The 23,886-nt window shown below is 70.1% G+C and carries 21 protein-coding genes; 12 read left to right on the forward strand and 9 right to left on the reverse strand.

The window, feature by feature from the left end; genetic code table 11:
- Positions 1–79: 79 nt before the first annotated feature.
- From IEY73_RS16085 to IEY73_RS16095, 3 genes are read left to right on the forward strand one after another with little or no spacing between them, the layout of a single operon-like run.
- Complete coding sequence (locus IEY73_RS16085; RefSeq protein ID WP_189080024.1) at positions 80–1,123, forward strand: sugar ABC transporter substrate-binding protein; 1,044 nt, start codon at positions 80–82, stop codon at positions 1,121–1,123.
- Positions 1,124–1,125: 2 nt separating this feature from the next.
- Positions 1,126–2,157: an ABC transporter permease gene (locus IEY73_RS16090; protein ID WP_189080025.1), complete on the forward strand. Its 1,032-nt coding sequence runs from the start codon at positions 1,126–1,128 to the stop codon at positions 2,155–2,157.
- Positions 2,154–2,924: an ATP-binding cassette domain-containing protein gene (locus IEY73_RS16095; protein ID WP_189080026.1), complete on the forward strand. Its 771-nt coding sequence runs from the start codon at positions 2,154–2,156 to the stop codon at positions 2,922–2,924. Before IEY73_RS16090 ends, IEY73_RS16095 begins: the two co-directional genes overlap by 4 nt.
- A 72-nt stretch (positions 2,925–2,996) precedes the next feature.
- Here the strand turns inward: IEY73_RS16095 and ahcY are convergent, their stop codons facing one another.
- A complete protein-coding gene (gene ahcY, locus IEY73_RS16100; protein WP_189080027.1) occupies positions 2,997–4,454 on the reverse strand; it encodes an adenosylhomocysteinase in 1,458 nt (485 codons plus the stop codon).
- 220 nt (positions 4,455–4,674) lie between these two features.
- On the opposite strand from ahcY, the gene IEY73_RS16105 reads away from it, so the two are divergent.
- Complete coding sequence (locus IEY73_RS16105) at positions 4,675–5,898, forward strand: EAL and HDOD domain-containing protein (RefSeq protein ID WP_189080130.1); 1,224 nt, start codon at positions 4,675–4,677, stop codon at positions 5,896–5,898.
- 9 nt (positions 5,899–5,907) lie between these two features.
- Here IEY73_RS16105 and IEY73_RS16110 read toward each other — a convergent pair whose 3' ends face one another.
- A complete protein-coding gene (locus IEY73_RS16110) occupies positions 5,908–7,320 on the reverse strand; it encodes a serine/threonine-protein kinase (RefSeq protein ID WP_229715871.1) in 1,413 nt (470 codons plus the stop codon).
- Positions 7,321–7,527: 207 nt separating this feature from the next.
- On the opposite strand from IEY73_RS16110, the gene IEY73_RS16115 reads away from it, so the two are divergent.
- Both IEY73_RS16115 and IEY73_RS16120 read left to right on the forward strand, forming a co-directional pair.
- Positions 7,528–8,289 carry a SigB/SigF/SigG family RNA polymerase sigma factor gene (locus IEY73_RS16115; RefSeq protein ID WP_189080028.1) on the forward strand — a complete coding sequence of 254 codons (762 nt, stop codon included), beginning with the start codon at positions 7,528–7,530 and terminating at the stop codon, positions 8,287–8,289.
- A 136-nt stretch (positions 8,290–8,425) separates the two neighbouring features.
- Complete coding sequence (locus IEY73_RS16120; protein WP_189080029.1) at positions 8,426–10,420, forward strand: glycosyl hydrolase family 28-related protein; 1,995 nt, start codon at positions 8,426–8,428, stop codon at positions 10,418–10,420.
- 16 nt (positions 10,421–10,436) lie between these two features.
- Here IEY73_RS16120 and IEY73_RS16125 read toward each other — a convergent pair whose 3' ends face one another.
- Entirely contained in the window at positions 10,437–11,198 is a 762-nt protein-coding gene (locus tag IEY73_RS16125; RefSeq protein ID WP_189080030.1) for a hypothetical protein, read from the reverse strand.
- Positions 11,199–11,246: 48 nt separating this feature from the next.
- The gene (locus tag IEY73_RS16130; RefSeq protein WP_189080031.1) at positions 11,247–11,648 is read right to left on the reverse strand and encodes a hypothetical protein; all 402 of its coding nucleotides are present in this window, start codon (positions 11,646–11,648) and stop codon (positions 11,247–11,249) included.
- 510 nt (positions 11,649–12,158) lie between these two features.
- Between IEY73_RS16130 and IEY73_RS16135 the strand changes: the two genes are divergently transcribed.
- Together IEY73_RS16135 and IEY73_RS16140 are read left to right on the forward strand one after the other, a co-directional pair.
- A complete protein-coding gene (locus IEY73_RS16135; protein ID WP_189080032.1) occupies positions 12,159–13,214 on the forward strand; it encodes a GDSL-type esterase/lipase family protein in 1,056 nt (351 codons plus the stop codon).
- Between the two features lie 24 nt (positions 13,215–13,238).
- Positions 13,239–14,915 carry a phospholipid carrier-dependent glycosyltransferase gene (locus IEY73_RS16140; protein ID WP_189080033.1) on the forward strand — a complete coding sequence of 559 codons (1,677 nt, stop codon included), beginning with the start codon at positions 13,239–13,241 and terminating at the stop codon, positions 14,913–14,915.
- 15 nt (positions 14,916–14,930) lie between these two features.
- Here IEY73_RS16140 and IEY73_RS16145 read toward each other — a convergent pair whose 3' ends face one another.
- Positions 14,931–16,091 (reverse strand): alpha-amylase family protein, encoded by a 1,161-nt coding sequence (locus tag IEY73_RS16145; protein ID WP_229715872.1) that lies wholly within the window; start codon positions 16,089–16,091, stop codon positions 14,931–14,933.
- Between the two features lie 279 nt (positions 16,092–16,370).
- Here IEY73_RS16145 and IEY73_RS16150 point away from each other — a divergent pair, with 279 nt between their 5' ends.
- From IEY73_RS16150 to IEY73_RS16165, 4 genes are read left to right on the forward strand one after another with little or no spacing between them, the layout of a single operon-like run.
- Positions 16,371–17,972, forward strand: coding sequence for a radical SAM protein (locus IEY73_RS16150; protein ID WP_189080133.1), 1,602 nt, complete (start codon positions 16,371–16,373; stop codon positions 17,970–17,972).
- 38 nt (positions 17,973–18,010) lie between these two features.
- Complete coding sequence (locus IEY73_RS16155; RefSeq protein WP_189080132.1) at positions 18,011–18,799, forward strand: methyltransferase domain-containing protein; 789 nt, start codon at positions 18,011–18,013, stop codon at positions 18,797–18,799.
- Positions 18,796–20,169: a dihydrolipoyl dehydrogenase family protein gene (locus tag IEY73_RS16160; RefSeq protein WP_189080035.1), complete on the forward strand. Its 1,374-nt coding sequence runs from the start codon at positions 18,796–18,798 to the stop codon at positions 20,167–20,169. The genes IEY73_RS16155 and IEY73_RS16160 overlap by 4 nt, the downstream gene beginning before the upstream one ends.
- Positions 20,166–20,318, forward strand: a complete 153-nt coding sequence (locus IEY73_RS16165) for a hypothetical protein (RefSeq protein ID WP_189080036.1) — start codon at positions 20,166–20,168, stop codon at positions 20,316–20,318. Before IEY73_RS16160 ends, IEY73_RS16165 begins: the two co-directional genes overlap by 4 nt.
- Before the next feature lie 91 nt (positions 20,319–20,409).
- Here IEY73_RS16165 and IEY73_RS16170 read toward each other — a convergent pair whose 3' ends face one another.
- The 4 genes from IEY73_RS16170 to IEY73_RS16185 all read right to left on the reverse strand — a co-directional run bounded on the left by IEY73_RS16170 (position 20,410) and on the right by IEY73_RS16185 (position 23,787).
- The gene (locus IEY73_RS16170; protein ID WP_189080037.1) at positions 20,410–21,777 is read right to left on the reverse strand and encodes a NarK family nitrate/nitrite MFS transporter; all 1,368 of its coding nucleotides are present in this window, start codon (positions 21,775–21,777) and stop codon (positions 20,410–20,412) included.
- 453 nt (positions 21,778–22,230) lie between these two features.
- Positions 22,231–22,437 (reverse strand): helix-turn-helix transcriptional regulator, encoded by a 207-nt coding sequence (locus tag IEY73_RS16175; RefSeq protein ID WP_189080038.1) that lies wholly within the window; start codon positions 22,435–22,437, stop codon positions 22,231–22,233.
- 85 nt (positions 22,438–22,522) lie between these two features.
- On the reverse strand, positions 22,523–23,173 hold the full coding sequence (locus IEY73_RS16180; RefSeq protein WP_189080039.1) for a copper resistance CopC family protein: 651 nt from the start codon (positions 23,171–23,173) through the stop codon (positions 22,523–22,525).
- Positions 23,158–23,787 carry a superoxide dismutase family protein gene (locus IEY73_RS16185; RefSeq protein WP_189080040.1) on the reverse strand — a complete coding sequence of 210 codons (630 nt, stop codon included), beginning with the start codon at positions 23,785–23,787 and terminating at the stop codon, positions 23,158–23,160. The genes IEY73_RS16180 and IEY73_RS16185 overlap by 16 nt, the downstream gene beginning before the upstream one ends.
- Between the last annotated feature and the right edge of the window lie 99 nt (positions 23,788–23,886).

Below are 23,886 nucleotides of genomic sequence, written 5' to 3' on the forward strand. Positions count from 1 at the left end.
GGCAGCGTTGTCTCACGATCGCATCGCACCTTGTCCCCTGTCCCCGACGGGTGCGCTGCTAAATCGATTTGGAGGAGGCATGCGTCGTCCCCTCATGGCCGCGTTCGCGGCCGGCTCGGCGGCTGTGCTGGCGTTCGGCGCGGCTGCGTGCGGCGGTAACGGTGGCGGATCCGGCGGCGACGTCGTCGGCCTGATCACCAAGACCGACACCAACCCGTTCTTCGTGAAGATGAAGGAGGGCGCGCAGGCGGCGGCCCAGAAACAGGGCGTCGACTTGCAGACCTTCGCCGGCAAACAGGACGGCGACAACGAGTCCCAGGTGCTGGCGATCGAGAACCTGATGTCGGCGGGAGCCAAGGGGTTCCTCATCACCCCCAACGACTCCAAGGCCATCGTCCCGTCCATCGACCGGGCACACCAGCAGGGCATGCTGGTGGTCGCGCTGGACACGCCGACGGATCCACCGGACGCGGTGGACGCCACGTTCGCCACCGACAACTTCGAGGCCGGCAAGCTGATTGGGCAGTGGGCCAAGGCGAAGTTCGACGCCGACGGCAAGCAAGCCAAGATCGCGATGCTGGACCTCAACCCCAACCAGGTATCCGTGGACGTGAAACGCGATCAGGGCTTCCTGCAGGGCTTCGGCATCGCCGTCGGCAACCCCGACCGGATCGGTGACGAGAACGATCCGCGGATCGCCGGGCACGACGTCACCGACGGCGCCGAGGAGGGCGGCCGTACGGCGATGGAGAACCTGCTGCAGAAGGACCCGTCGATCAACCTCGTGTACACCATCAACGAACCCGCTGCGGCGGGCGCTTACCAGGCCATCAAGGCGGCCGGCAAGCAGCAGGACGTCACCATCGTCTCGATCGACGGCGGCTGTCCCGGCGTCGACAACGTGAGCAAGGGCATCATCGGCGCGACGTCCATGCAGTTCCCGCTGAAGATGGCGCAGATGGGTGTGGAGGCGGTCGCCGAGTTCGCCAAGAACGGCACCAAGCCGCAGGCCACCGCCGGCAAAGACTTCGTGGACACCGGCACCACACTGATCACCGACGACCCGCAGCCCGGGGTGGACGCCAAGGACACCGCCTGGGGCAAGCAGAACTGCTGGGGCTGACCATGTCGACAACGACCAGAGAACCGGAGTCGGCACCCGACTTCGACGTACGCCGCCACGACTCGCTGGGCCTGCGCATCCAGCATGTGCTGCACGGCAATCCCGTCCTCGGCCCGCTGGCCGTGCTGATCGTGTCCATCATCGCCTTCTCGATCGTCAACACCCGGTTCTTCTCCGCGACCAACCTGTCGCTCGTGCTCGCCCAGGTGACCGTGATCGCGACGCTTGCGCTCGGGCAGACGCTCGTCATCCTGACCGCGGGCATCGACTTGGCGGCCGGCGCCATCGCGGTCTTCTCCTCGATCCTGATCGCCAACTTCTGCACCAAGGCCGGCATGCCCGGCGTACCGGCTCTGCTGCTCGGATTCGTCTGCGGCACCGCGATGGGCGCCTTCAACGGGTTCCTGGTGACCCGGATCAAGCTGCCGCCGTTCATCGTCACGCTCGGCACGCTGACCATCTTCTTCTCGCTCAATTCGGTGGTCAGCAACAGCGAGACGGTACGGGGATCGGACATGCCCGCGCTGATGACCTGGGCCGGAAACACCTTCCCGATCGGCGGATTCCGATTCACGTACGGGTCGATCATCATGCTGTTGCTCTTCGCGTTCTTCTTCTACGCGTTGGGGTCGACCGCTTGGGGCCGGCACGTCTATGCCACCGGCGACGACATCGAGGCCGCGCGTCTGGCCGGCATCCAGACCAACCGGGTGCTGTTCTCCGTCTACACCGTTGCCGGCCTGCTCTACGCCGCCGGCGGCTGGATCCTGATCGGGCGGCTCGCCTCGGCCAGCCCGAACGTCGGCATCGACTACAACCTCGACTCGATCACCGCGGTGGTGCTCGGCGGAACCAGCCTGTTCGGCGGTCGGGGCGGCGTGCTCGGCACGCTGATCGGAGCGCTGATCGTCGGCGTGTTCCGCAACGGGTTGCAGTTGGGCGGTGTGGAGGTCGTCTGGCAGGGCTTCGCGGTCGGCCTGCTGGTGCTGGTGGCCGTGTCGCTGGACCAGTGGATCAGAAAGGTGAAGGCATGACGCCGATCCTGCAGGCCAAGGGCATCACCAAGCGGTACGGGCGGGTCACCGCGATCGAGGACAGCGACCTGGAGTTGTACCCCGGCGAGATCCTGGCCGTCATCGGCGACAACGGCGCCGGCAAGTCCAGCCTGATCAAGGCGCTCTCCGGGGCGCTGATCCCGGACGCCGGAGAGATCTATCTGGACGGTCGGCGGGTGCATTTCCGCAACCCGATGGATGCGCGCGCGGCAGGCATCGAGACGGTGTATCAGACGCTGGCCGTCGCGCCCGGCCTGGACATCGCGGACAACCTGTTTCTCGGCCGGGAGGAGCGCAAGAAGGGCCCACTCGGGTCGGTGTTCCGGATGCTCGACCGGGGGCGGATGCGCTCCGAGGCGAAGCGTCACATGTCCGAGCTCGGCGTGGCCACCTTGCAGAACATCGGCCAGGCCGTCGAATCCCTGTCCGGCGGCCAGCGCCAGGCCGTGGCGGTGGCCCGATCGGCGGCCTTCGGCAGCAAGGTGGTCATCCTGGACGAGCCGACCGCGGCGCTGGGCGTCAAGGAGGGAAACCGCGTCCTGCAACTCGTCCGCGACGTCCGCGACCGTGGTCTGCCGGTCATCCTGATCAGCCACAACATGCCGCACGTCTTCGAGGTCGCGGATCGCATCCACATCCAGCGGCTGGGACGCCGGGCGACGGTGATCACCCCGAAGTCGCACAGCATGTCGGAAGCGGTGGCGATCATGACGGGCGCCGCGCCTCCGCCGCCGCACGCAGCGTGAGCCAGCCCGCGCCCCACCCGGAACCCTCCGAAGCCGCGTCTACGGAGGGGCCGGGCGGTAGCGTCCGGGTCGTCAGTAGCGGTAGTGCTCCGGCTTGAACGGGCCGTCCACGTCCACGCCGAGGTACTCCGCCTGCTTCTTGGTGAGCGTGGTGAGCCGCACGCCCAGGGCGTCCAGGTGCAGCCGCGCGACCTTCTCGTCCAGGTGCTTCGGCAGCACGTAGACCTGCTTGGCGTACTCGCCGGGCTTGGTCCACAGCTCGATCTGCGCGATCACCTGGTTGGTGAACGAGTTGGACATCACGAAGCTGGGGTGGCCGGTGGCGTTGCCCAGGTTCATCAGCCGGCCCTCGGAGAGCACGATGACCGCGTGGCCGTCCGGGAAGCGCCACTCGTCGACCTGCGGCTTGACGGTGACCCTCTCGACGCCGGGCACCTTGGCCAGCCCGGCCATGTCGATCTCGTCGTCGAAGTGGCCCACGTTGCCGACGATGGCGTTGTGCTTCATGGCAGCCAGGTGGCCGGCCGTGATGATGTCGGTGCCGCCGGTGGTGGTGATGAACAGGTCGGCCTGCTCGACCACGTCCTCCAGCCGCACGACCTGCATACCGTCCATCGCCGCCTGCAGGGCGCAGATCGGGTCGATCTCGGTCACCACGACGCGGGCGCCCTGGCCGCGCAGCGTCTCTGCGGCGCCCTTACCGACGTCGCCGTAGCCGCAGACCACGGCCAGCTTGCCGCCGAGCATCACGTCGGTGGCCCGGTTCAGGCCGTCCACGAGGGAGTGGCGGATGCCGTACTTGTTGTCGAACTTGCTCTTGGTGACCGAGTCGTTGACGTTGATCGCCGGGAAGAGCAGTTCGCCCTCCTTGGCCAGCTTGTAGAGCCGGGCGACGCCGGTGGTGGTCTCCTCGGTGACGCCCTTGGTCTCGGCGGCGACCTTGGTGAACCGCTGGGGGTCGGAGGCCAGGCTGCGCCGCAGGGTGTCCAGGATGATGCGGTATTCGAGGTGGTCCTCCTCGCCCGCCTGGGGCACGGCACCGGCCTTCTCGAACTCCGCGCCCTTGTGCACCAGCAGCGTGGCGTCGCCGCCGTCGTCCAGGATCATGTTGGGTCCGAGGCCGTCGCCGAAGTCGAACAGTTGCTCGGTGCACCACCAGTACTCCTCTAGCGTCTCGCCCTTCCAGGCGAAGACGGGCGTGCCGGTCGGCGTCTCGGCGGTGCCGTCGCCGACCACGATCGCGGCGGCGGCCTCGTCCTGGGTGGAGAAGATGTTGCAGGACACCCAGCGCACCTGCGCGCCGAGCGCGACAAGCGTCTCGATGAGGACGGCGGTCTGAATGGTCATGTGCAGCGATCCGGCGATGCGGGCGCCGCGCAGCGGCTGCTGCTCGGCGTACTCCGCGCGGATCGCCATCAGGCCCGGCATCTCGTGCTCGGCCAGGCGCATCTGGTGGCGGCCGAACCCGGCCAGCGACAGGTCGGCCACGGCGAACTGGACGCCATTGCGCTCTTGCAGGTCGTACGACATGACGGAGGGCACCCCCCTGAAATAGGAGGCGCCCTTGAAGTCGGAAACCACGGTCGAGCGTGGCGGACCCGAGCCGTCTCCGGCCGGTCCGTCGCAGCGCCTCTCGGCCGCAGCCGGATTCACCATAACCCCGGACCGTGGTGGCGTCGCAACCCGCCGCGGGTGATGTGGCTTTCCTCAAGTGGGCCGCGCGGACGCCGATGTGCAGGCCGTGAAGCCCATGGTGCCCTCCCTGCCCGGCACCCACCTCGTCCACGTCGGCCGTCAGCCGATCTTCGACCGTGACGGTGAGGTGGTCGCCTACGAGCTGCTGTTTCGTGGCAGCACCGAAGCCGTCGAGGCGGGCCGCCAGGACACTTACGCGACAAGCCAAGTGATCGTCAACACGTTCGCCGAATTCGGCATCGGTGAGGTGGCCGGCGGCCGGCACTGCTTCATCAACCTCACCCGGGAGTTCCTCACCGGCGAGTTGCGGCTGCCGTTCGGCCCCAAGCATGTGGTGCTCGAGGTGCTGGAGACGGTGACCGTGGACGATGAGGTGATCGATGGAATCACCAACCTGGTCGACGAGGGGTACCGGATCGCGCTGGACGACTTCGTGTGGGGTTCCGGGCACGAACGGCTGCTGCCGCTGACCTCGTACGTGAAATTGGATCTGCTGGACGGGGACCTGAGCCACCTCGACGACATCGTCGCGGACATCCGTCGCCATCCGGGCGTGCAGATCGTCGCGGAGCGGTTGGAGAACGCCACGCATCTGGAGCTGGCCGAACGGTACGGCTTCGAGCTGCGGCAGGGGTACGCGCTGAGCCGTCCCCAGGTGCTCAGCACCGCCAGCCTGTCACCCTCGCGGCTGCGCCGGCTGGAGCTACTCGGCGCGCTGAGCTCGTCGGACGCCAACCTGGAAGCCATCCTGTCGATCATCGCCAGCGATCCCGCACTGTCCATGCGGGTGTTGCGGGTGAGCAACTCAGCCGCGTCCGGTTCGCCGCTGCGGGTCTCCTCGGTGCGCCAGGCCGTGGTGCTCATCGGGCTGGCGCAGATCCGGCAATGGGCGATGCTGATGGTGGTGGACGACGTTGCCGAGGCCACCGAGGATCAGATGGCCAGCGCGCTGACCCGGGCACGGCTGAGCCAGAACCTTGCGGTGTCGATGGGCGCCCCCGCGGACGCGGCGTTCATGGCGGGCCTGATCACCGGCGTGGCCGACCTGCTGGGCATGCCGCATGCGGACCTGGCCCAGCAACTGCCGCTGTCGCCGGAGATCGCGGCGGCGTTGACCCGCGGCGCGGGGCCGGTGGGGCGGGTGTTGCGCGCGGTCGAGGCGTACGAGACGGGGGCGTTGTCGGAGTTGTCCGGCTCGTTGGATCTGGCCGGGCAGTTCATCGAGGCCGTGCGCTGGTCGGCACACCTGATCGGAGCCACGAAGGCCCCGGCTTCCTGACCCGTCCGGTCACCGGCCCCGGTGCCGTCGCGGCGTGCGGTGGTGCGTGCCGCGCTTCTTCGTGCGGCTGTCCTTGAGCGCCTTCTTGAGCGCCTTGCTCATCGCCTTGGCGGGCTTCTTCGGCTTACCGGGCTTCCGTGCGGTGCCGCCGACCGGCTTTCGTGCCGTGGCGTTTCGTGCCGTGCTGGCGTTTCGCGTGGTGGCGGGGGCGGCGCCGGTCCCCGCGGGGGTGGCCGCCCGGGTGACCGCCACCGCCCGCGCCGGCGTGGCCGGCGTGGTACTCGGCGGTGGCGACGTCGGACAGTTGTCGGTGTCCAGGGCGAGCTCGGCGGTCACGGTCGCCCCGCGCGTCGCGCACGGACGTGGGGTGGACGCTTCCGCCTCCGCGGGGGTCGCCGCCGGACGGGTGGTGAACCACGCGGCGGCACCGGCCAGCGGCAGCAGGGCGGCGGCCATCGCCGCCACCATGCGCCGCCGGCGCCGGGGGATGCCCGCCACGCCCCCGCTCCCGGACGTCCCCGTCCCGGCCGCGGCGTCCTGGTGCGGCGGCACGACGAGGGTGAGCTCTCCTCCTTCGGGAAGGGGCGTGGTGTCGGTGACCGCGGCGGCCGGCGCCGCGGAGGGAGCGCCGCGCGCGATCTCGCGCAGCACATGGGCCGCTTCGGCGGCGCCGGGGCGGTCTGCCGGATCCTTCGCCACGCACCGTCGGCACAGGTCGGCGACGCCGTCCGGCAGGCCGGGGATGTCCGGCAGCGCGGCCGGTTCGAGGTAGCGGTGCGCGGTGAGCATCTCCGTGGTCGACGACGCCTTCCAGGGCAGCCGCCCGACCAGGGTCAGGTACATCAGGAGGCCGAGCGCGTACACGTCGGTGGCCGGGCGGACGATGCCGGCTTCGAGGCGCTCCGGGGCGAGGTAGGCCGGTGTGCCGTAGACCTCGCCGTCGGTGCCCTCGGCGTCTCCCGGTGCGGCCGAGATGCCGAAGTCGACAAGCTTCACCCCGTCCGCAGCGACCATCACGTTGCCGGGCTTGACGTCACGGTGCACCACGCCGGCGGCGTGCGCCGCGGCCAGGGCGGACGCGACCTCACCGCAGAGGCGGGTGGCGGTCGGCCAGGGCAGCGGGCCGTCGGCCAGCACCTGCGCCAGCGGGCGGCCGTCCACCAGTTCCATCACCACGTACGGAAGGCCGGTGTCGGTGGTGCCGTAGTCGTGCACCGCGACCACGTTGGGGTGCCGCAACCGGGCCGCGGCTCGCGCCTCGGCGCCGATGCGGCGCACGAGTTCCGGGTCGGCGCGGGTTTCCGGGCGCAGCACCTTGATCGCCACGTCGCGGTCGAGTACTTCGTCGTGGGCACGCCACACCACCGACATGCCGCCGGATCCGAGCCGGTCGACTAGCCGGTACCGGCCCAGTTCGTTCATCGCCATCATCTGCCCCGGGTGACCGTACCCAAACCCGCGGCGCTTGCGATGTTTCCGGTTCGTCGCCCATCGGCGTGTTTCGTGCCGCCCGTACCGGCTCGTCCGGTGTCCGGGAACCTGAACGAGAGCTGAGCGACGTAGGTCATGTTGCATCGTTTTCTGCATCGCTTTAGATTGCTGTGGAGCAATCAACCGCGGGAGGTCCGCATGACGACCACGAAGGTGCCGGCCAGTGCCGACGAACTGATCCGGGAGATGGCGGCCGTCCCTGTCGGCGACCCTCGTCGGGCGGCGCTGCGCGACCGCGCCATCGAGGCGTGGCTCCCGCTCGCCCGCCACCTGGCCGCGCGTTACCAGGGGCGCGGCGAACCCGCCGACGATCTCATGCAGACCGCGACGGTCGGCCTGATCAAGGCGATCGACCGGTTCGACCCGAACCGCGGCGTGGAGTTCGCCGGATTCGCCATCCCGACCGTGCTCGGCGAGGTCAAGCGGCACTTCCGCGACCGCACCTGGTCGGTGCGGGTGCCCCGGCGCACGCAGGAACTGCGGATGGCGATCACCGATGCCAACAACACCCTCCTGCACACGCTGGGCCGATCGCCGACGGTCGCGGACATCGCGGCGCACCTGAAGCTCACCGAGGAAGAGGTTCTGGAGGGGCTGGAGGGTGCGCGAGCCTACGCCGCGGCGAGCCTGTCCACCCCGGTCGGCGCGGATCAGTCGCTGGAACTGGGCGACACGCTCGGCGGCGAGGATCACGAGTTCGAGCTCACCGAGCTGCGGATGACCCTCGGCTCGGCGCTGAGCAGCCTGGATGAGCGGGAGCAGCGGATTCTGTCGCTGCGCTTCTACGGCAACCTGACGCAGTCGGAGATCGCGGAACGGGTCGGCATCTCACAGATGCACGTGTCCCGCCTCATCGCGCGGTCGCTGAAGCGGTTGCGTACGCAACTCGACGCCGACTGATTGCAAAAACAGCTCCGGAACCGCGAAAATACTCGACATCCTCTTGTGGAGTGCGTCACATCGACCCTAGGGTCACCCTCACCTCCCGGGCGTTCGTCCCGCCCGGTGTGACGCTCGCAAGAGAATCGAGACCCCGATGTCCTTAGCTCCCCGATGGCCCGGCGTTCCCCCGCGCTGGGCCATCGCCGTCACCGCCTCCGCCGTCGGCCTGGGCGTGCTCACCGGCGTTCCCGCCGCGGCGGCGCCGACCGCTGCGGTGGTCACCCGCGCCGCCCTGGACCCCGCACTGGTCGCCGGCCGGGGCGCGGCGGTCGACTTCGCCGAGCAGGAAGCGGAGAACGCGCGTACCAACGGCACGGTCATCGGACCCGGCCGCGACGCCTACACCCTGCCGGCGGAGGCCAGCGGCCGGACCGCGGTCAAGCTCACCCCCGGACAGTTCGTCGAGTTCACGCTGCCGTCCGCCGCCAACGCGATCACCGTGCGGTACGCGTTGCCGGACGCCCCCGGTGGCGGCGGCATCACCGCGCCGCTGACCGTCACCGCGGGCGGCCACCGCTCCCGCACCATGACGCTGACCTCGCAATACGCGTACCTCTACAACCAGTACCCGTTCACCAACGACCCCGCAGCCGGGCTGCTGCACCCGGACTGGTGGATCACCGAGTGCTCGTGCGTGCCCGACGCCACCAATCCGGCGCCGGAGATCGACAAGCCGTTCCGGCCCATGCACTTCTACGACGAGCAGCGGCTTCTGCTCGGCCGCACCTACCGGGCGGGTGACACGATCCGGCTCACCGCCTCGGCCGGCGCCCCCTGGACGGTGATCGATCTGCTCGACTCGCAGCGCGTCGCACCGCCGAAGGTCGACGTCTGGGCGGCCAACGTGCTGCTGTTCGGCGCCGACCCGACGGGACGCCACGACTCCGCCGCGGCCTTCGACCGGGCGATCGCCTTCGCCCGCAAGGCCCGGCTGACGGTGTACGTGCCACCGGGCACCTACCAGGTCAACCGGCACATCATCGTGGACGACGTCACGATCGAGGGCGCCGGAAGCTGGTACACCATCGTCAAGGGACACGAGGTGGCCCTCGACGAGCCCGCCCCGGACGGCTCGGTGCACACCGGCGTCGGCTTCTACGGCAAGGAGGGCGGCAGCTCCGGCGTCCACCTGTCCGGCTTCGCCATCGAGGGTGATGTCCGCGAACGCATCGACACCGACCAGGTCAACGGCGTCGGCGGCGCGATGAGCAACTCCACCATCGACGGCCTCTACGTGCACCACACCAAGGCGGGCATGTGGTTCGACGGGCCGATGACCAACACCCGGATCGCCGGCAACGTGATCGTGGACCAGATCGCCGACGGGCTGAACTTCCACACCGGCGTGACCAAGTCGGTGGTGCGCGACAACGTCGTCCGCAACACCGGCGACGACGGACTGGCGATGTGGTCCGACGCGGTCACGGATGCGGGCAACACCTTCGACCACAACACGGTCCAGACGCCCACGCTGGCCAACGGCATCGCGATCTACGGCGGCACGGACAACACCGTGTCCGGCAACCTCGTGGCCGATCCGCTGCGTGAGGGCAGCGGCCTGCACGTCGGCGCCCGCTTCGGCGCCGAACCGTTCGCCGGCAAGCTCATCATCGCCGACAACACCACGGTGCGGGCCGGCACGTTCGAGCTGAACTGGAAGATCGGACTGGGCGCGATCTGGTTCTACGCGCTGGACCGCAGCATCGACGCGGACATCCGGGTCACCGGCGACCACTACCTGGACAGCACCTACAACGCGATCATGCTGGTCACCGAGTTCGGCGTGAAGGACCAGTACGCGATCGACGGCGTCGCGTTCCGGGACATCCACGTGGACGGCACCGGCACCAGCGTGGTGAGCGCCCGAAGCGCCGGTTCGGCATCCTTCCGGAACGTGGACGCCCGCAACGTCGGGGCGGTGGGTGTGAACAACTGCGGCTCGTTCAACTTCACCCCGGACGGATCCGAATTCACCCTGACCGACCTGGGCGGCAACGACGGCGGCTGGCTAGCCCCCTTCGTGCCGAACACCATCACCTGCGATGACCGGCCCCCGGTGGTCCCGCCACCGGCACCGGCACCGTGGTGACGGGCCGGCGCACGTTTCAGGCGTGCGCCGGCAGACGTCGGCGGCCCGACGCCGCGCGCTCCTGCTCCGGCAGCGCGGCGCGGGCTGCCTCCGCCAGCGTCTCGGCGGTGGTGGCTTCCTTGCGCAGGCTGCGCACCGCCGCGGTGGCGATGTCCGAGGCGCGCCACGACTCGTTCTCATCCTCCAGCGCCTCCTGATAGAGGCGGAACCGGTGGGCCGCCGCCGCCCGGGCCAGGACCAGTTCCTGCTCCACGGGGTGCAGCGCCGGGTCCCAGCCGGCCTGGTGGGTCAGCGCCTGCATCAGTTGCTCGTCGGACAGATCACCGCGACGGTGCGCCGCCTGCGCGGACCGGCGCAGCGACTCCGCCCGCTCCTGCTCGGTGGGGATGCTGACCGGAGCGGCATACGCCGCCGCCCGGCGCGCGCGATCCAGCTTGCCGTCCGCCGCCTGGTACGCAGTCCAGGCGGCGTCCACCCGTCCCTGCGCCTGCTGACAATCCTCGCGGCGGCGTTCCGCGGTTGCCGCGGCGCCCCGCACGGCGACCGCGATCTCCTCGGCGTACCGGGTAGCCTCCGCGGCCTCGGCGACGAGCCGGTCGGCGTCGTCCCGCTTGCGGCGCGCCGACTCGGCGAGCCACTCGGAGACCTGCTGCGGACGGCGTACGCCGCTGGGCAGGGCGAGGCCGCCGATGGCGAGCAGCGCCAGAATGATCAATACGAGCCAGATGCCGGCCACCTGGCCGCCATTGCCGTCGAGAAGTGCGAGCACAGAATTCATCGGGTCGGGCCTTTCCACCGCGGGTGACGTGAGACGGACGGGAGTCGGTCACACGGCGGGCGGTGCACGAGGCGCACGCGCGCCGCGCGCGGCGGACACCGGCAGCGGGAGGCGGCCGTTGTCGGTGACGCCGATGAGGGTCGCGGCCGGCGCGGCCGGCCCGGCCGAACCGGTGCCGGTGATCTCCACGGCGGACCGGGTGCCGACCGCGGACGAGCCGGTGATGGCGGCGGTGTCGGCGGCCCGCGCAGCGTCGGATGCGTCGTGGCGTTCGAGAAAAGCTCGGTCATGCCCGACGGCGACCGTGCTCGCGGCCGGTGCCTCACCTGCGGTGGACCGATCGAACGTGACCCCGGGGGTTGCCGCGCCGGGGGTGCCGAGCAGCGCGGCCATAACCAGGGATGCGGTCACCGGCAGCCGAAGGCGGCGCAGCAGAGACCGGACGTCCATGCCAGACAACATATCCGCAGCGCGGATGATCATGCATCCGCACACCTGGATTCGTGACGCAGTTCAAAGGTCGTCGTCGGCGCGGCGCATTTGGCGTGTCGCGCGACGATATGCAGGCGGTCTCCCGCTGCCGCGTCCCTTTTGCGTCCTGTCGCGTCCTGTCGGCATCGCCCAGCCGTAGCGTAATCGCCCAGCCGTAGCGTATGGCTGTCACCGGCGAATCAGCCGTCTTGCATGGCTCTCACCGTGCTGGTTTGACATCCGTGCGGTACGGCTCAGCGCCTCAAGAGGTGCGTGAAGTACGGCCGGGCACCCCGCTCCCGCCCGCGTCCCCTCAAGATCGCCGGGGTATGAGTGTCGCTGGGGTCTTCACCTGTCCGGTGTTCGGAGGAGAAGATGTGGGCGAGCCGTACCTCGATCGGCCGCCGGGATGGCCGGGCAGCCATCCCGCTACGGCAGCCGGTCCGTCGCCGCGCGTGTCAGCCGTCTCAAATGTTGAAGAGGTTGCACATGTCTGGAAGACGCTCTCTGTTCGCCGCCTGCGCCGCCGCCGTCCTGCTGCTCGTCGGCTTGATCTGGCCCGCCGGTATCGCCTCGGCCGCCGAACCGGTGCGGATCATGCCGCTCGGCGATTCGATCACCGGTTCTCCGGGGTGCTGGCGGGCGCTGCTCTGGAATCGGTTGCAGGACAGTGGCTACACGAATATCGACTTCGTCGGGACTCTCGGACCGCAGGGGTGCGGCGTGCCCTACGACGGGGACAACGAGGGTCACGGCGGTTATCTGGCGACCAACATCGCCGACCAGAATCTGCTGCCCGGATGGTTGTCGGCGACCAGCCCGGACGTGGTGATCATGCATCTGGGCACCAACGACGTCTGGAGCAACCGGCCGACGAGCACGATTCTGGCGGCGTTCTCCACGCTTGTCGACCAGATGCGTGCGAACAACCCGGCCATGCGCATTCTGGTGGCTCAGATCATTCCGATGAACCCGCCGAGTTGCCCGGAGTGCGCCGCGCGGGCGGTGGCGTTGAACAACGCCATCCCGGCGTGGGCAGCGAGCAAGTCGGTGACCGTGGTGGATCAGTGGACCGGCTTCAACACGGCCACCGATACGGGTGACGGCGTGCATCCCAACGACGCCGGCAACCAGAAGATCTCCGACCGGTGGTACCCGCCACTGGCCGCGGTGTTGGACGGCGGCACGCCCCCGACGACGCCCCCGACGACCCCGCCCACCACCACACCTCCGACGACCCCTCCGACGACGACCCCGCCGGGCTCGGCGGGCTGTACCGCGGCGTACCGGCAAGTCGGCGCATGGCCGGGCGGCTTCCAGGGTGAGGTGACGGTGACCGCGGGCACCGCGCCGATCAGCGAGTGGACGGTGCGGATGTCGTTCCCCGGCGGCCAGGCGGTCCAGCAGATCTGGGGCGCGAGGCTCACCTCGGCCGGTGCCGCGAACGAAACGTGGAACGGCAACCTGGCCGCAGGCGGGTCGACCACCTTCGGGTTCATCGGGTCGGGCGGCGCGGCGGTGCCGGGCCTGATCTGCACCGCGTAGCCGAGGACAGTACCGTGGCCGCCCATGAGGTCGTGGGCGGCGGCGGTGTCACGGCAGCGCCGATGGTGGGTGACGCTCGGGGTCGCGGTGTTGCTGGGACAGATGGCCGCCGTCATGATCACCACGGCGGTTCAGCAGACCCCGACCACCGACGAACCCGTGTACGTCGGGACGGCCGCGGTCTATCTGCAAAAGCACAGCCTCCAGTTCAACCCGGAGCATCCGCCGCTGGGCAAGCTGATCATCGGCGCCGGGGTCGCAGCCGTGCACCCGCGGCTGGATCCCGGTTTCGTCGGTGATCAGTGGGCGCTGGGCCACAGCGTGCTCTACGAGACGGGCAACGATCCGTGGCGGCTGATGCTCGCCGCCCGGTTGCCGGTGATCCTGTTGACGCTGCTGTTCGGGCTGGTGGTGTTCGCCTTCGCCGCGGAAGTCGCCGGGGCGCTCGGCGGGCTGCTCGCCCTGAGCATGTACGCCTTCTCGCCGGACGTCATCGCGCACGGTTCGCTGGCCACGCTGGACGTGCCGACCGCGGGTTTCCTGCTCACCGCCTGCTGGCTGGCGTGGCGTGCCCGACGCGGCGCGTACCCGGTCCGGGCGGCGGTCCTGGCCGGGCTGGCGTTGGGCGCGGCGCTGGCGACCAAGATGAGCGCGCTGCCCGCGGTGCCGGTGGTGCTGGCCCTGATCGGGTTCGCCGTCGTCCCGGCCCGGGAGACGTCGGCACAGGGGGAGACGCCGGTGCCGGGGGAGACGCCGCCCGTGGGACGGCTCGATCGGTGGCGACGACCGGCGTTGATCACCGCCGGTGCCGGGCTTGTCGCCGTCGCCGTGGTCTGGGTCAGCTACCTGCTCGTCAACCCGACGCTGCGCTGGACCCAGCCGATCGGCATGCCCGACCTGCACGGGGCGCAGGCGCTCGCCGCGAACCTGTTGCCGTTTCCCGAGCCGTACCGGGACGGGCTGCGGATCCAGTTCGGCTTCGCCGACGTGGACTTCGACGGCTTCCTGTTCGGCGACCTGTACCGCGGTTCCCGCTGGTACTACCTGCCCGCCGCGCTGCTGGTGAAGATGCCGCTGGGCATGATGGCGCTGTGGGTCGCCGGTGCGGTCACCATGCTGGCCGTACGCCGTCTGCGTCCGGCCGCGGCCTATCTGCTCGTGCCGGCCGGGGTGCTGCTGGCCGGCGCGATGACCGGCACGCGCGACTTCGGCGCCCGGTACGCCATCGCGGTGCCGATCTTCCTCGCGGTGGTCACCGGCGCCGTCGTCCAGGCCCGCCGCCCGTGGCGATGGCTGGCACTGCCGCTCGCGCTGTTCGTGGCGGTCAGTTCGGTGCGGACGTTCCCCTACTACCTGCCGTATGCGAACGAGGCCTTCGGCGGTCCCGCCCGGACCTACCGCTACCTGCATGACTCCAATGTGGATTGGGGGCAGGACCTGGGACGTCTCGCGGACCGGTTGCGGACCCGGTATGCGGGGGAACGCATCTGGCTGGTCTACAAGGGCAACGGCGACCCGGCGTACTACGGGATCGACGCCTCCGATCCGCTGGCCGTGCCGTCGGCTCGGGTGCACGGGATCGTGGCGATATCCGACTCCTGGATCGACAAGTCGCGGCCGGGCAGCAGGCTGCGGCAGTTGATCGACACGAGTCGTCCGATCGACTCGGTGGGCCACGCCATCACGATCTTCCGCCGCTGAGGCCGGGCGGGCGCCTCACCGGGACCAGAGGACCTGGCCCTGCGCGTCGCGCACGCTCGCCCGCGGCTGCTGCGTCACGTCCAGTTCCACGGTCAGCGACTCGCCGTCGGCCTTGCCCGTCGCGCGATACACGTAACGGGTGTTGGTCAGCTCCACCGTCTCGGTGCGGGCGGAGAACAACCACGGGTTGCGCCGCCGCAGACCGATCAGGAACTGGTGCGTGCGGTAGATCTCGGCACCCCACGATGCCAGCTCCTCCGGGCGTTGCGGGAACGCCGGCCGCACCGCGTCGTCGCCACCGAGCCGTTCCTCCTTGACGCCGCGGAAGCCCTGCTCGTCGCCGTAGTAGACGGACGGCACCCCGCCCACGGTCATCAGCACGGTGAGCGCCAGGATCGGGTCGGCCCGGCTGGCGATCCGGGTCACGTCGTGGTTGCCGACGAACGTGGCCGGCGGGAACCGGTCAAGAAACTCGTTGTGCCGGCGCAGCGCCCAGTCCAGCTCGAAGAAGTTGCGTTCGCGCAGGCTGCTCCAGATCGCCTTCCACAGCTCGTACTGGGTCACCGAGTCGACGCCGGAGCGGGACACGAACTCCGGGTAGTCGCCGTGGATCACCTCGCCCACGAACCAGGCGCCGGGATGCCGCTCGCGCACCTGCGGCAGCACGTCCTGCCAGAAGTCCGGGTCGACCGCGTACGCCGCGTCCAGCCGCCATCCGCGCACGCCGCGGTCCATCCAGTGGTTCATCACGTCGCGCACGTACGCGGAGACCTGCGGGCTGCGATGGTCGAGGGTGACAAGCGTGTCGTGGCCCTCGAAGGCGCGCCGGTCGGGCCGGGCGAATCCTTCGGTGCCGAGCATCGGATGCCCGGCGCCGACGTGGTTGAACACGCCGTCCAGCAGCACGCTGAGGCCGCGTTCCCGGCAGGCCCGCATGAGGTCGTCGAAGTCCTCGTCGGTGCCCAGCCGGGGATCGATGCGGAACTGGTCCAGGCTGTCGTAGCCGTGCGTCTGCGAGGCGAACACCGGCCCCAGGAGCAGACCGTTCACCCCTAACTGCACGGCGTAGTCGAGCCAGTTCAGCAGGCGTCGCAGCCGGTGACCGGGTGCGGGGTCCGGCACCCGGATCGGAGCGTCGCAGAAGCCGAGCGGATAGACGTGCCACCAGATGTCCACCCGCGCCAAGGTAGCGAACCTCGGCCGGAGTCGCCCGCCGCCCGGTTGACTCGCTGCCATGACCGACTGCACCGAGCGGCACCCGGCCGCGCCTGGCTGCGGCCTCGCTGGCGAGGGCCAGGAGGGCAGCGCTGCCGTCCGCCCGGCAGGAGTGAGCTTTCCGCAAGGCCGTGCGTTTCGCCGCGACGGGCGGCACCCTGGAAAGGCCCGTGTCCGCGCACGACAGGAGCACCGATGACCGCTGTCGAACCCACCCCGGCAGGCCCCGCCGCGAAGCCGGTGAAACGGGACCGGAACGAGATCTTCGTTGAGTACACCAAGTCCATCTGCCCGGTCTGCAAGGTCGTGGTCGACGGGCAGGTCAACATTCGAGACAACAAGGTCTACCTGCGGAAACGCTGTCGTGAGCACGGTGGGTTCGAAGCCTTGGTCTATGGCGACGCGCAGATGTATCTGGACTCGGCCAGGTTCAACAAGCCGGGCACCATCCCGCTGGCGTTTCAGACCGAGGTGAAGGACGGTTGCCCCAGCGACTGCGGCCTGTGCCCGGAGCACAAGCAGCACGCCTGCCTCGGCATCATCGAGGTGAACACCGGATGCAACCTGGACTGCCCGATCTGCTTCGCCGATTCCGGCCACCACGGCGACGGGTACGCGATCACCCTGGACCAGTGCGAGCGGATGCTGGACGTCTTCGTGGCCAGCGAGGGCGAGGCCGAGGTGGTCATGTTCTCCGGCGGGGAACCGACCATCCACAAGCAGATCCTCGACTTCGTGGACGCCGCGCAGGCCCGCCCGATCAAGGCCGTGAACGTCAACACCAACGGCATCCGGCTGGCCTCCGACCGGGCCTTCGTGACCGCGCTCGGCGAGCGCAACCGGCCCGGCCGGGCGGTCAACATCTATCTCCAGTTCGACGGCTTCGACGAGCGCACCCATCGCGAGATCCGGGGGCGGGACCTGCGGGACATCAAGCGCCGGGCGCTGGACAACTGCGCCGCCGCCGGGCTGACGGTGACGCTGGTCGCCGCCGTGGAGCGCGGCCTCAACGACCACGAACTCGGCGCAATCGTCGAGTACGGGCTGGCGCATCCGGCCGTCCGCAGCGTGTCCTTCCAGCCGGTCACCCACTCCGGGCGGCACGTGGAGTTCGACCCGCTGACCCGGCTGACCAACTCGGACATCATTCACGGCATCGCCGACCAGCGCCCGGACTGGTTCCGGGCCACCGACTTCTTCCCGGTGCCGTGCTGCTTCCCGAGCTGCCGCTCGATCACCTATCTGCTGTCCGAGGGCACCCCGGGCGAACCGGACTTCGGCGTGGTCCCGATTCCGCGGCTGCTCGACGTCTCGGAATACCTGGACTACGTGTCGAACCGGGTGGTGCCCGACTACGCGGTCCGCGAGGCGTTGGAGAAGCTCTGGTCGGCCAGCGCGTTCATGGGCACCGACACCACGCACGACCGGCTCAAGGCCGCGGCGGAGGCGCTGGACTGCGCCGACGCGTGCGGCGTCAACCTGCCCGAGGCCATCGCCGATCTCACCGATCGGGCCTTCATGATCGTGATCCAGGACTTCCAGGACCCGTACACGCTCAACGTCAAGCAACTGATGAAGTGCTGCGTCGAGGAGATCACGCCGGACGGCCGGATGATCCCGTTCTGCGCGTACAACTCGGTCGGCTACCGGGAACAGGTGCGGGAGCGGATGTCCGGGGTGCCGGTCGCCGACGTGGTGCCCAACGCCCTGACGTTGCGCGGCGTGCTGACCGACTCGCCGTACGGGTCGAAGGTCGCGGCCGACGGCGGCGCGGACGCAGGCGACGTGGCCGGGCAACGCATCGCTGCGGACACCACCAACGTCGGGCGGAGGCTGCGGTGAACCGGCCCGTCCCACCACTCCGGCCGGCCGCCGGTGACATGCCCGCTGCGCAGGCCAAGGCGTGCTGCGCTGCCGCGTACGGTTCGGATGTCGTCGCGCTGCTGCTCGGCGAGTCGTATCACCCCGGCGGCCTGGCGCTGACCCGCAAGCTGGCCGGACGGCTCGCGCCGCGCCGGGGCGACGCCGTGCTGGACGTGGCCGCCGGGCGGGGTGCCACCGCGATGCTGCTGGCCCGCGAGCACGGTGCCCGGGTGACCGGCGTCGACCTGTCCCCGGCCAACGTCGACGCCGCCACGGAGGCGGCGCGCGCGGCGGGCCTGACGGACGAGGTGCGGTTCCGCGCCGGCGACGCCGAGCGGTTGCCCGTCGAGGACGCGTCGGTGGACGCGGTGGTCTGCGAATGCGCCTTCTGCACGTTTCCCGACAAACCCACCGCAGCCGCCGAGCTGGCTCGCGTGCTGCGGCCCGGCGGCCGGCTCGGCGTCACCGACGTCACCGTCGTGCCGGATCGGCTGCCCGCCGAACTGACCGGTCTCGGCGCCTGGATCGCCTGCGTGGCGGACGCCCGGCCGCTGGACGAATACGCCGCCACGCTGGGCGCGGCGGGCCTGCGGGTCACCCACACCGAACCCCACGACGACGCGATCGCCACCATGATCGACCAGATCGAGGCACGCCTGGCGATGGTGCGGATGACCTCCCGCGCCCGAGCCGAAGCGCTCGGACTGGACTTCGCCCGCGCCCCGGCGGTGCTCGAAGCGGTACGGGCGGCGATCCGCGACGGCGTCCTCGGGTACGCCATGATCGTCGCGGAGAAGCCCCGGTGACCGGCCCCGACCTCATCGTGGTGGGCGGCGGCGCGGCCGGGCTGGGCGCGGCTCGGGCCGCCGTCGGCGCGGGCGCCCGCGTGCTGATGGTGACCGCGGGACCGCCCGGCGGGGACTGCACGTTCACCGGATGCGTACCGTCCAAGACACTGATCGAGGCGGCCGTCCGCGGCCTGCCGTTCGCCGCGGCCACCGCTCGCGTGCGCGACACCGTGGCGCGGATCGCGGCCACCGAGGACGAGGCGGTCCTGCGGGACGAGGGCATCGAGGTGATCCGCGGATCGGCCCGATTCACCGGTCCCGGCCGGATCAGCGTCGACGGGCATGCGCTGACCGCTCGGCGGTTCGTGCTGGCCACCGGCGCCGCCCCGCACCTGCCGAGCGTGCCGGGGCTGTCCGAGACGCCGTACCTGACCCATGAGACCGTGTTCGACCTGGCCGAACTGCCCACGTCGCTGGTGGTGCTCGGCGGCGGCCCGATCGGCTGCGAGCTGGCTCAAGCGTTCGCCCGGTTCGGCAGCCGGGTCACCGTGGTGGAAGCCGCCGACCGTCTGCTGCCGGGCGAGGAACCGGCGGCCTCACAGGTGCTGGCTGACGTGTTCGCGCGGGAAGGCATCCGCGTCGAGACGGGTGCGGGCGCCGCCAGCGCAGGCACGGACGGCGACGGCATCTGGCTGAAGCTGGCCGACGGCGCCCGGGTCACCGGCGATCGGCTGCTGGTGGCTACCGGGCGGCGCGCGATCACCGACGGCCTGGATCTGCCGGCGGCCGGCGTCGCGGTGCACGAGCACGGCACGGTGAAGACCGATGCGCACCTGGCGACCAGTGCGGACGGGGTGTTCGCGGCCGGCGACGTGACAGGTCTGCTGCCGTTCACCCACGCGGCGTTCGCGCAGGGACGGCTCGCCGCCGGCAACGCGCTCTCCCGCCGACGTTCCCGGTACGATCCGACGGCCACGCCGTGGGTCGTCTTCACGCAGCCCGAGGTGGCGCGGGTGGGCCGTACCGAGGCGCAGGCCGCCGCCCTGGGCGCCCGGGTCGCGTACCTGCCGATGGCCGAGATGGACCGGGCGATCACGGCCGGCGCCACGGACGGGTTCGTCAAGCTGATCGCCGGTCCGCGGCGCGGGTTGCGGCACCTCGGCGGCGGGCGGTTGCTGGGCGCCACCATCGTGGCGGAGCGGGCCGGGGAGATGATCCACGAGCCGGCGCTGGCGATGGCCACCGGCATGTTCACCGGCCGTCTCGCGCAGGCGACGCACGCCTACCCCACCTGGTCGTACGGCGTGCAAGTGGCGGCGGCCCAGTTCTTCGGCACGTACGGCGGACGCCGCGCCCGCCCCGCCGGCTCGTCGGGCGACGGCCGGTGACGTCGCCCGGAAACACTCGGGCCTGGACGGATTATCTCGGTGCGTTTCACGCCGAACGGCCCGGCATCACCGAACGGGTGCTGGTCCGTGCGGGCGGTCCGGACGGGGACGCGTACGACTGGCTTGCCGTGGCGGTGCCACCCGGCTGAGCCGGTGCCGGGCTGGTTGCGGGCCTCGGTCTGCCTGCCGGTGCCGGTGCGTCGCATCGTCGCCGAGAGGCTCTGACGACCCGCCGCGGGTTCAGACGCCTGCCTGGGCCATCCGGGAACCCCGCCGCATGTAGGCGATCCAGGTGACGACCAGCATCACCACGAACAGCCCGACGTAGAAGGCCAGCGCCGGCTTGATCGTGCCGCTGGCCGACTTCGCCCACGCGTAACAGATCGGCACCAGGAAGCCACCGAACGCGCCCATCGACGAGATGATGCCCAGTGCTCCGGCCGCCTGACGGCGCATGGCCAGCATGATCTCCGGCGTACCGCCCAAGTCCTCACCCTTGACCCGGAAGATCTTCGAGATCATCCGGTACGTGGATCCGTTGCCGACGCCGGTGGCGATGAACAGCAGCATGAAGCTGACGAAGAAGACGCTCAGGCTGGTGTGCTGCACCGACCACAGAGCCGCGTACGCGGTCGCGGCGAGCACCACGAAGCTGGCCGCGGTCACCCGTGCTCCGCCGACCCGGTCGGAGAGTCTGCCGCCCAACGGCCGGGCCAGCGAACCGATGCCGGCGCCGAGGAACGCCCAGTGCAGGGCGATGTCCGGCCGGTCGAAGACGCCGGTCAACAGCGTCGGGAACGCTGCCGAGTACCCGATGAACGAGCCGAAGGTGCCGATGTAGAGCAGCGACATGATCCACGTGTCCGGGTGGCGCAGCGACGACCAGACCGGCTTCACGTCCGCCTTGGCCTCGGACAGATTGTCCATGAACAGGAACGCGCACACCGCCGCGATCACCGCGAGCGGGATATACATCAAACCGGCTCGTGACAACGCCAGACCGCCGCCGAGAACGATGACCTTGGGTACCAGGAATTGCACCACGGCCACACCGATGTTGCCGCCCGCCGCGTTCAGGCCGAGTGCCCACCCCTTTTCCCGCTCGGGATAGAAGAAGGAGATGTTGGCCATGCTGGACGCGAAATTTCCGCCTCCGAAACCGGCGGTGGCCGCGATGGCGAGCAGTGCGCCGTACCCGATGTCCGGTCGTTCCACGGCCCAGGCGAGCCCGCCGCACGGCACGATCAACAGCAGTGCCGAGATCACCGTCCAGTTCCGGCCTCCGAAGACCGGAACGGCGAACGTGTAGGGCAGCCGCAGGAATGCGCCGACGCCGCTGGGCACGGCGGTGAGCCACAGGGCTTGACTGACGCTCAAGTCCCAGCCCACGGCCCCGAGCCGCACCACGACGATGCTCCACAGCAGCCAGACCGAGAAGCCGATGTGCTCGGCGAAAATGGAGAAAATCAGGTTGCGCCTGGCCACCCGGCGGCCGACAGCCGACCAGAAATGTGCATTCTCCGGATCCCAATGGGTGATCCAGCGTCCTTTTCGTTCGACGATTTCATTGACGGGATCGCGACGATTCGCCATCATGTCTTCGGCCATTTCCTCGCTCCTGGGAAAATGGTTTTCGGGGAGGGCTTTGTCGCCCGGCGTCGTTGCCCGGCCTTAGCGGATATGCGGTGATCAAACCGCGGTATGGTGATGCGAGTGAACCTTATGGACGGCTCGTTTCATGCGGGCACCGCATGTGGTTAAACGGCCGTCACCGAGTTCACACAACGATCGGCAGCCGATTGTGCGCCCGTGTCGTGGTGGTCGCGCCGCTGTGCCGTGGGTGCGCCACGCCCGGCATGCCTGCCATCCGCCGGGCTATGTCGGCCACGGCGGATGGCAGGCGAACAGGTGAGTCGATGGATTTTCTCAGTCGCTCGTGGCCGATCGAGATTCCGGCGTCCACCCCCGTCGCCGGATCTCATCGCCTGGGTTTCAGCGCCCTTGTCAACCTGGCATCGACCCTGTCGGCGGCATCCGCCGAACCCGCCAGGTCGACAAGGTTCAGTGCAGCCGCTGCTTCAGCAGGGGGCGGCCGCTGATCCACTCCTCTACCTCGTCGGTCAGCCAGACCTTGCCCTGCTTCAAGGCCGCGGCCGGAGTCGGGAAATCGGTGCGTTTCGTGAGTTGGTAGACACGCTGCCTGCTGATGTCTCCGAGGATCAAGCGGATTTCGTGGGCGCCAACGAGGCGAATCGATGTTTTTCGCATGTGGGCACTATAGGCACGAGACTAGTAGATAGGCAACTACTGGGCGCAAGTAAAGCGTCACGCGACAAGATGCTACTCCTCACCGCTATGACCGCACGGGCGGTGTGGCGGACGCATCGCCCCGGCGGCGCCGCCGCAGGAGTGCCAGTCCCAGACCCGCGGCGAGAAGCAGGGTCCCGCCGGCGACGGCCGCCACCAGCACCGTCACTCCACTCATCGACCGGCCGGCTTGAGCCGGGCCCGCTTGAGCCGGGCCCGCTTGAGCCGGGCCCGCTTGAGACGAGCCCGCCGGGGCGGGAGCCGGGCCCGGCGATGGCAGCACCGCCGCGGCACAAGGCTCGGGTACGTCCGGCGTGGTGCCCCCCGGCGTCACCTCGAAGAGGAACTTGCCGCTGACCGGATCGCCGTCGGCGGACGTGGCGCGGTAGGCGATCGCGTGCACCCCGGCCGTCAACGGTCGTACGGATGCGCACAGCGTCGCCGCGTTGACCAGGACTGTGTCACCGGCCGGCACGGCGCGTTCGTCCGGGCCGGTCACGGTGATCCGGGGCGGGGCGCCCGCGCCGGACAGCGGATGGAACGTCAACGCCACCACCGAGACGCCCGGTGCGACCTTGTCGCCCGGCCCCGGGGTCGCCGCCAGCAGGGAGGAGTGCGCCTGCGCGGGCGCCGGCATCGCCAGCGTGCCCGCGCAGACCACCGCCGCGGCCGCGGACGCGCTCAGAAGTCGGCGCATGCGAGCCGGTTGTCCAGTGCGTCGGCCGGGTGGATCACCACCGCCTTGGCGGCGTCGCCGACCTCACGGTCATTGGTCACCGTCGCCATGCCCATGCCGTCGGCGCCGGCCGTGAAGCCGATGTGCACCTCGTTGGGTGGCGTGTCCGGCCCGTTCGCGTCGAACTTGAAATGGGCGCCGCCGTTCTCCGCCGCGCACGGCTGGGCGTGCAGGTGCCCGACGTACTGCGCGGACGGCTTGAGGCCGGTCAGGTTGACCGTCAGGGTGGTCTTGCCGTCCTGCGCCAGCCAGGCGGTGCCCTTCACCCCGTCGGTGCCCGGCGGGCGGGTGTCCAGCAACTGGAAGCTCGCCTCGGCGGCACCGTCGATCTTGTTGGCCGGCGTCGCCGACGGGTCGTTCATCGCCATGCCCGGCATCCGCGACATCCCCGGCATGGCCGACGCCATCCCGCCGCCCGGCATCCCGGAGGCCTGCGTGGAGGTCACGGATGTGCCGGCGTCCTGGGCGTCGGTGCTCGCCTCGTCGCCGCAGCCCGCTGCCAGTGCGCCGAGGACGGCCAGCCCGGCGGCTGCCGCGGCGGTACGCGAACGGCGGATGTTTTCGGTGGCTCTCACGTGGTTCTCCCTGTTTCCGACGGACTTGTCTGCGAGCTCGCTGACTGTCAGTCGTGGAGCGTCCGGCGCGAGTTCCCGGCAACCGGCGATTGGCCGGGG

Source organism: Mangrovihabitans endophyticus (genome assembly GCF_014646155.1).
Taxonomy (GTDB): Bacteria; Actinomycetota; Actinomycetes; order Mycobacteriales; family Micromonosporaceae; genus Actinoplanes; species Actinoplanes endophyticus.

Bases quoted from the DNA above. Each gene is read 5' to 3' on its own strand.
- IEY73_RS16085 (WP_189080024.1), top strand. From the start codon at position 80: ATGCGTCGTCCCCTCATGGCCGCGTTCGCGGCCGGCTCGGCGGCTGTG.
- IEY73_RS16090 (WP_189080025.1), top strand. From the start codon at position 1,126: ATGTCGACAACGACCAGAGAACCGGAGTCGGCACCCGACTTCGACGTA.
- IEY73_RS16095 (WP_189080026.1), top strand. From the start codon at position 2,154: ATGACGCCGATCCTGCAGGCCAAGGGCATCACCAAGCGGTACGGGCGG.
- ahcY (WP_189080027.1), bottom strand. From the start codon at position 4,454: ATGTCGTACGACCTGCAAGAGCGCAATGGCGTCCAGTTCGCCGTGGCC.
- IEY73_RS16105 (WP_189080130.1), top strand. From the start codon at position 4,675: ATGGTGCCCTCCCTGCCCGGCACCCACCTCGTCCACGTCGGCCGTCAG.
- IEY73_RS16110 (WP_229715871.1), bottom strand. From the start codon at position 7,320: ATGAACGAACTGGGCCGGTACCGGCTAGTCGACCGGCTCGGATCCGGC.
- IEY73_RS16115 (WP_189080028.1), top strand. From the start codon at position 7,528: ATGACGACCACGAAGGTGCCGGCCAGTGCCGACGAACTGATCCGGGAG.
- IEY73_RS16120 (WP_189080029.1), top strand. From the start codon at position 8,426: ATGTCCTTAGCTCCCCGATGGCCCGGCGTTCCCCCGCGCTGGGCCATC.
- IEY73_RS16125 (WP_189080030.1), bottom strand. From the start codon at position 11,198: ATGAATTCTGTGCTCGCACTTCTCGACGGCAATGGCGGCCAGGTGGCC.
- IEY73_RS16130 (WP_189080031.1), bottom strand. From the start codon at position 11,648: ATGGACGTCCGGTCTCTGCTGCGCCGCCTTCGGCTGCCGGTGACCGCA.
- IEY73_RS16135 (WP_189080032.1), top strand. From the start codon at position 12,159: ATGTCTGGAAGACGCTCTCTGTTCGCCGCCTGCGCCGCCGCCGTCCTG.
- IEY73_RS16140 (WP_189080033.1), top strand. From the start codon at position 13,239: ATGAGGTCGTGGGCGGCGGCGGTGTCACGGCAGCGCCGATGGTGGGTG.
- IEY73_RS16155 (WP_189080132.1), top strand. From the start codon at position 18,011: ATGCCCGCTGCGCAGGCCAAGGCGTGCTGCGCTGCCGCGTACGGTTCG.
- IEY73_RS16170 (WP_189080037.1), bottom strand. From the start codon at position 21,777: ATGGCCGAAGACATGATGGCGAATCGTCGCGATCCCGTCAATGAAATC.
- IEY73_RS16175 (WP_189080038.1), bottom strand. From the start codon at position 22,437: ATGCGAAAAACATCGATTCGCCTCGTTGGCGCCCACGAAATCCGCTTG.
- IEY73_RS16180 (WP_189080039.1), bottom strand. From the start codon at position 23,173: ATGCGCCGACTTCTGAGCGCGTCCGCGGCCGCGGCGGTGGTCTGCGCG.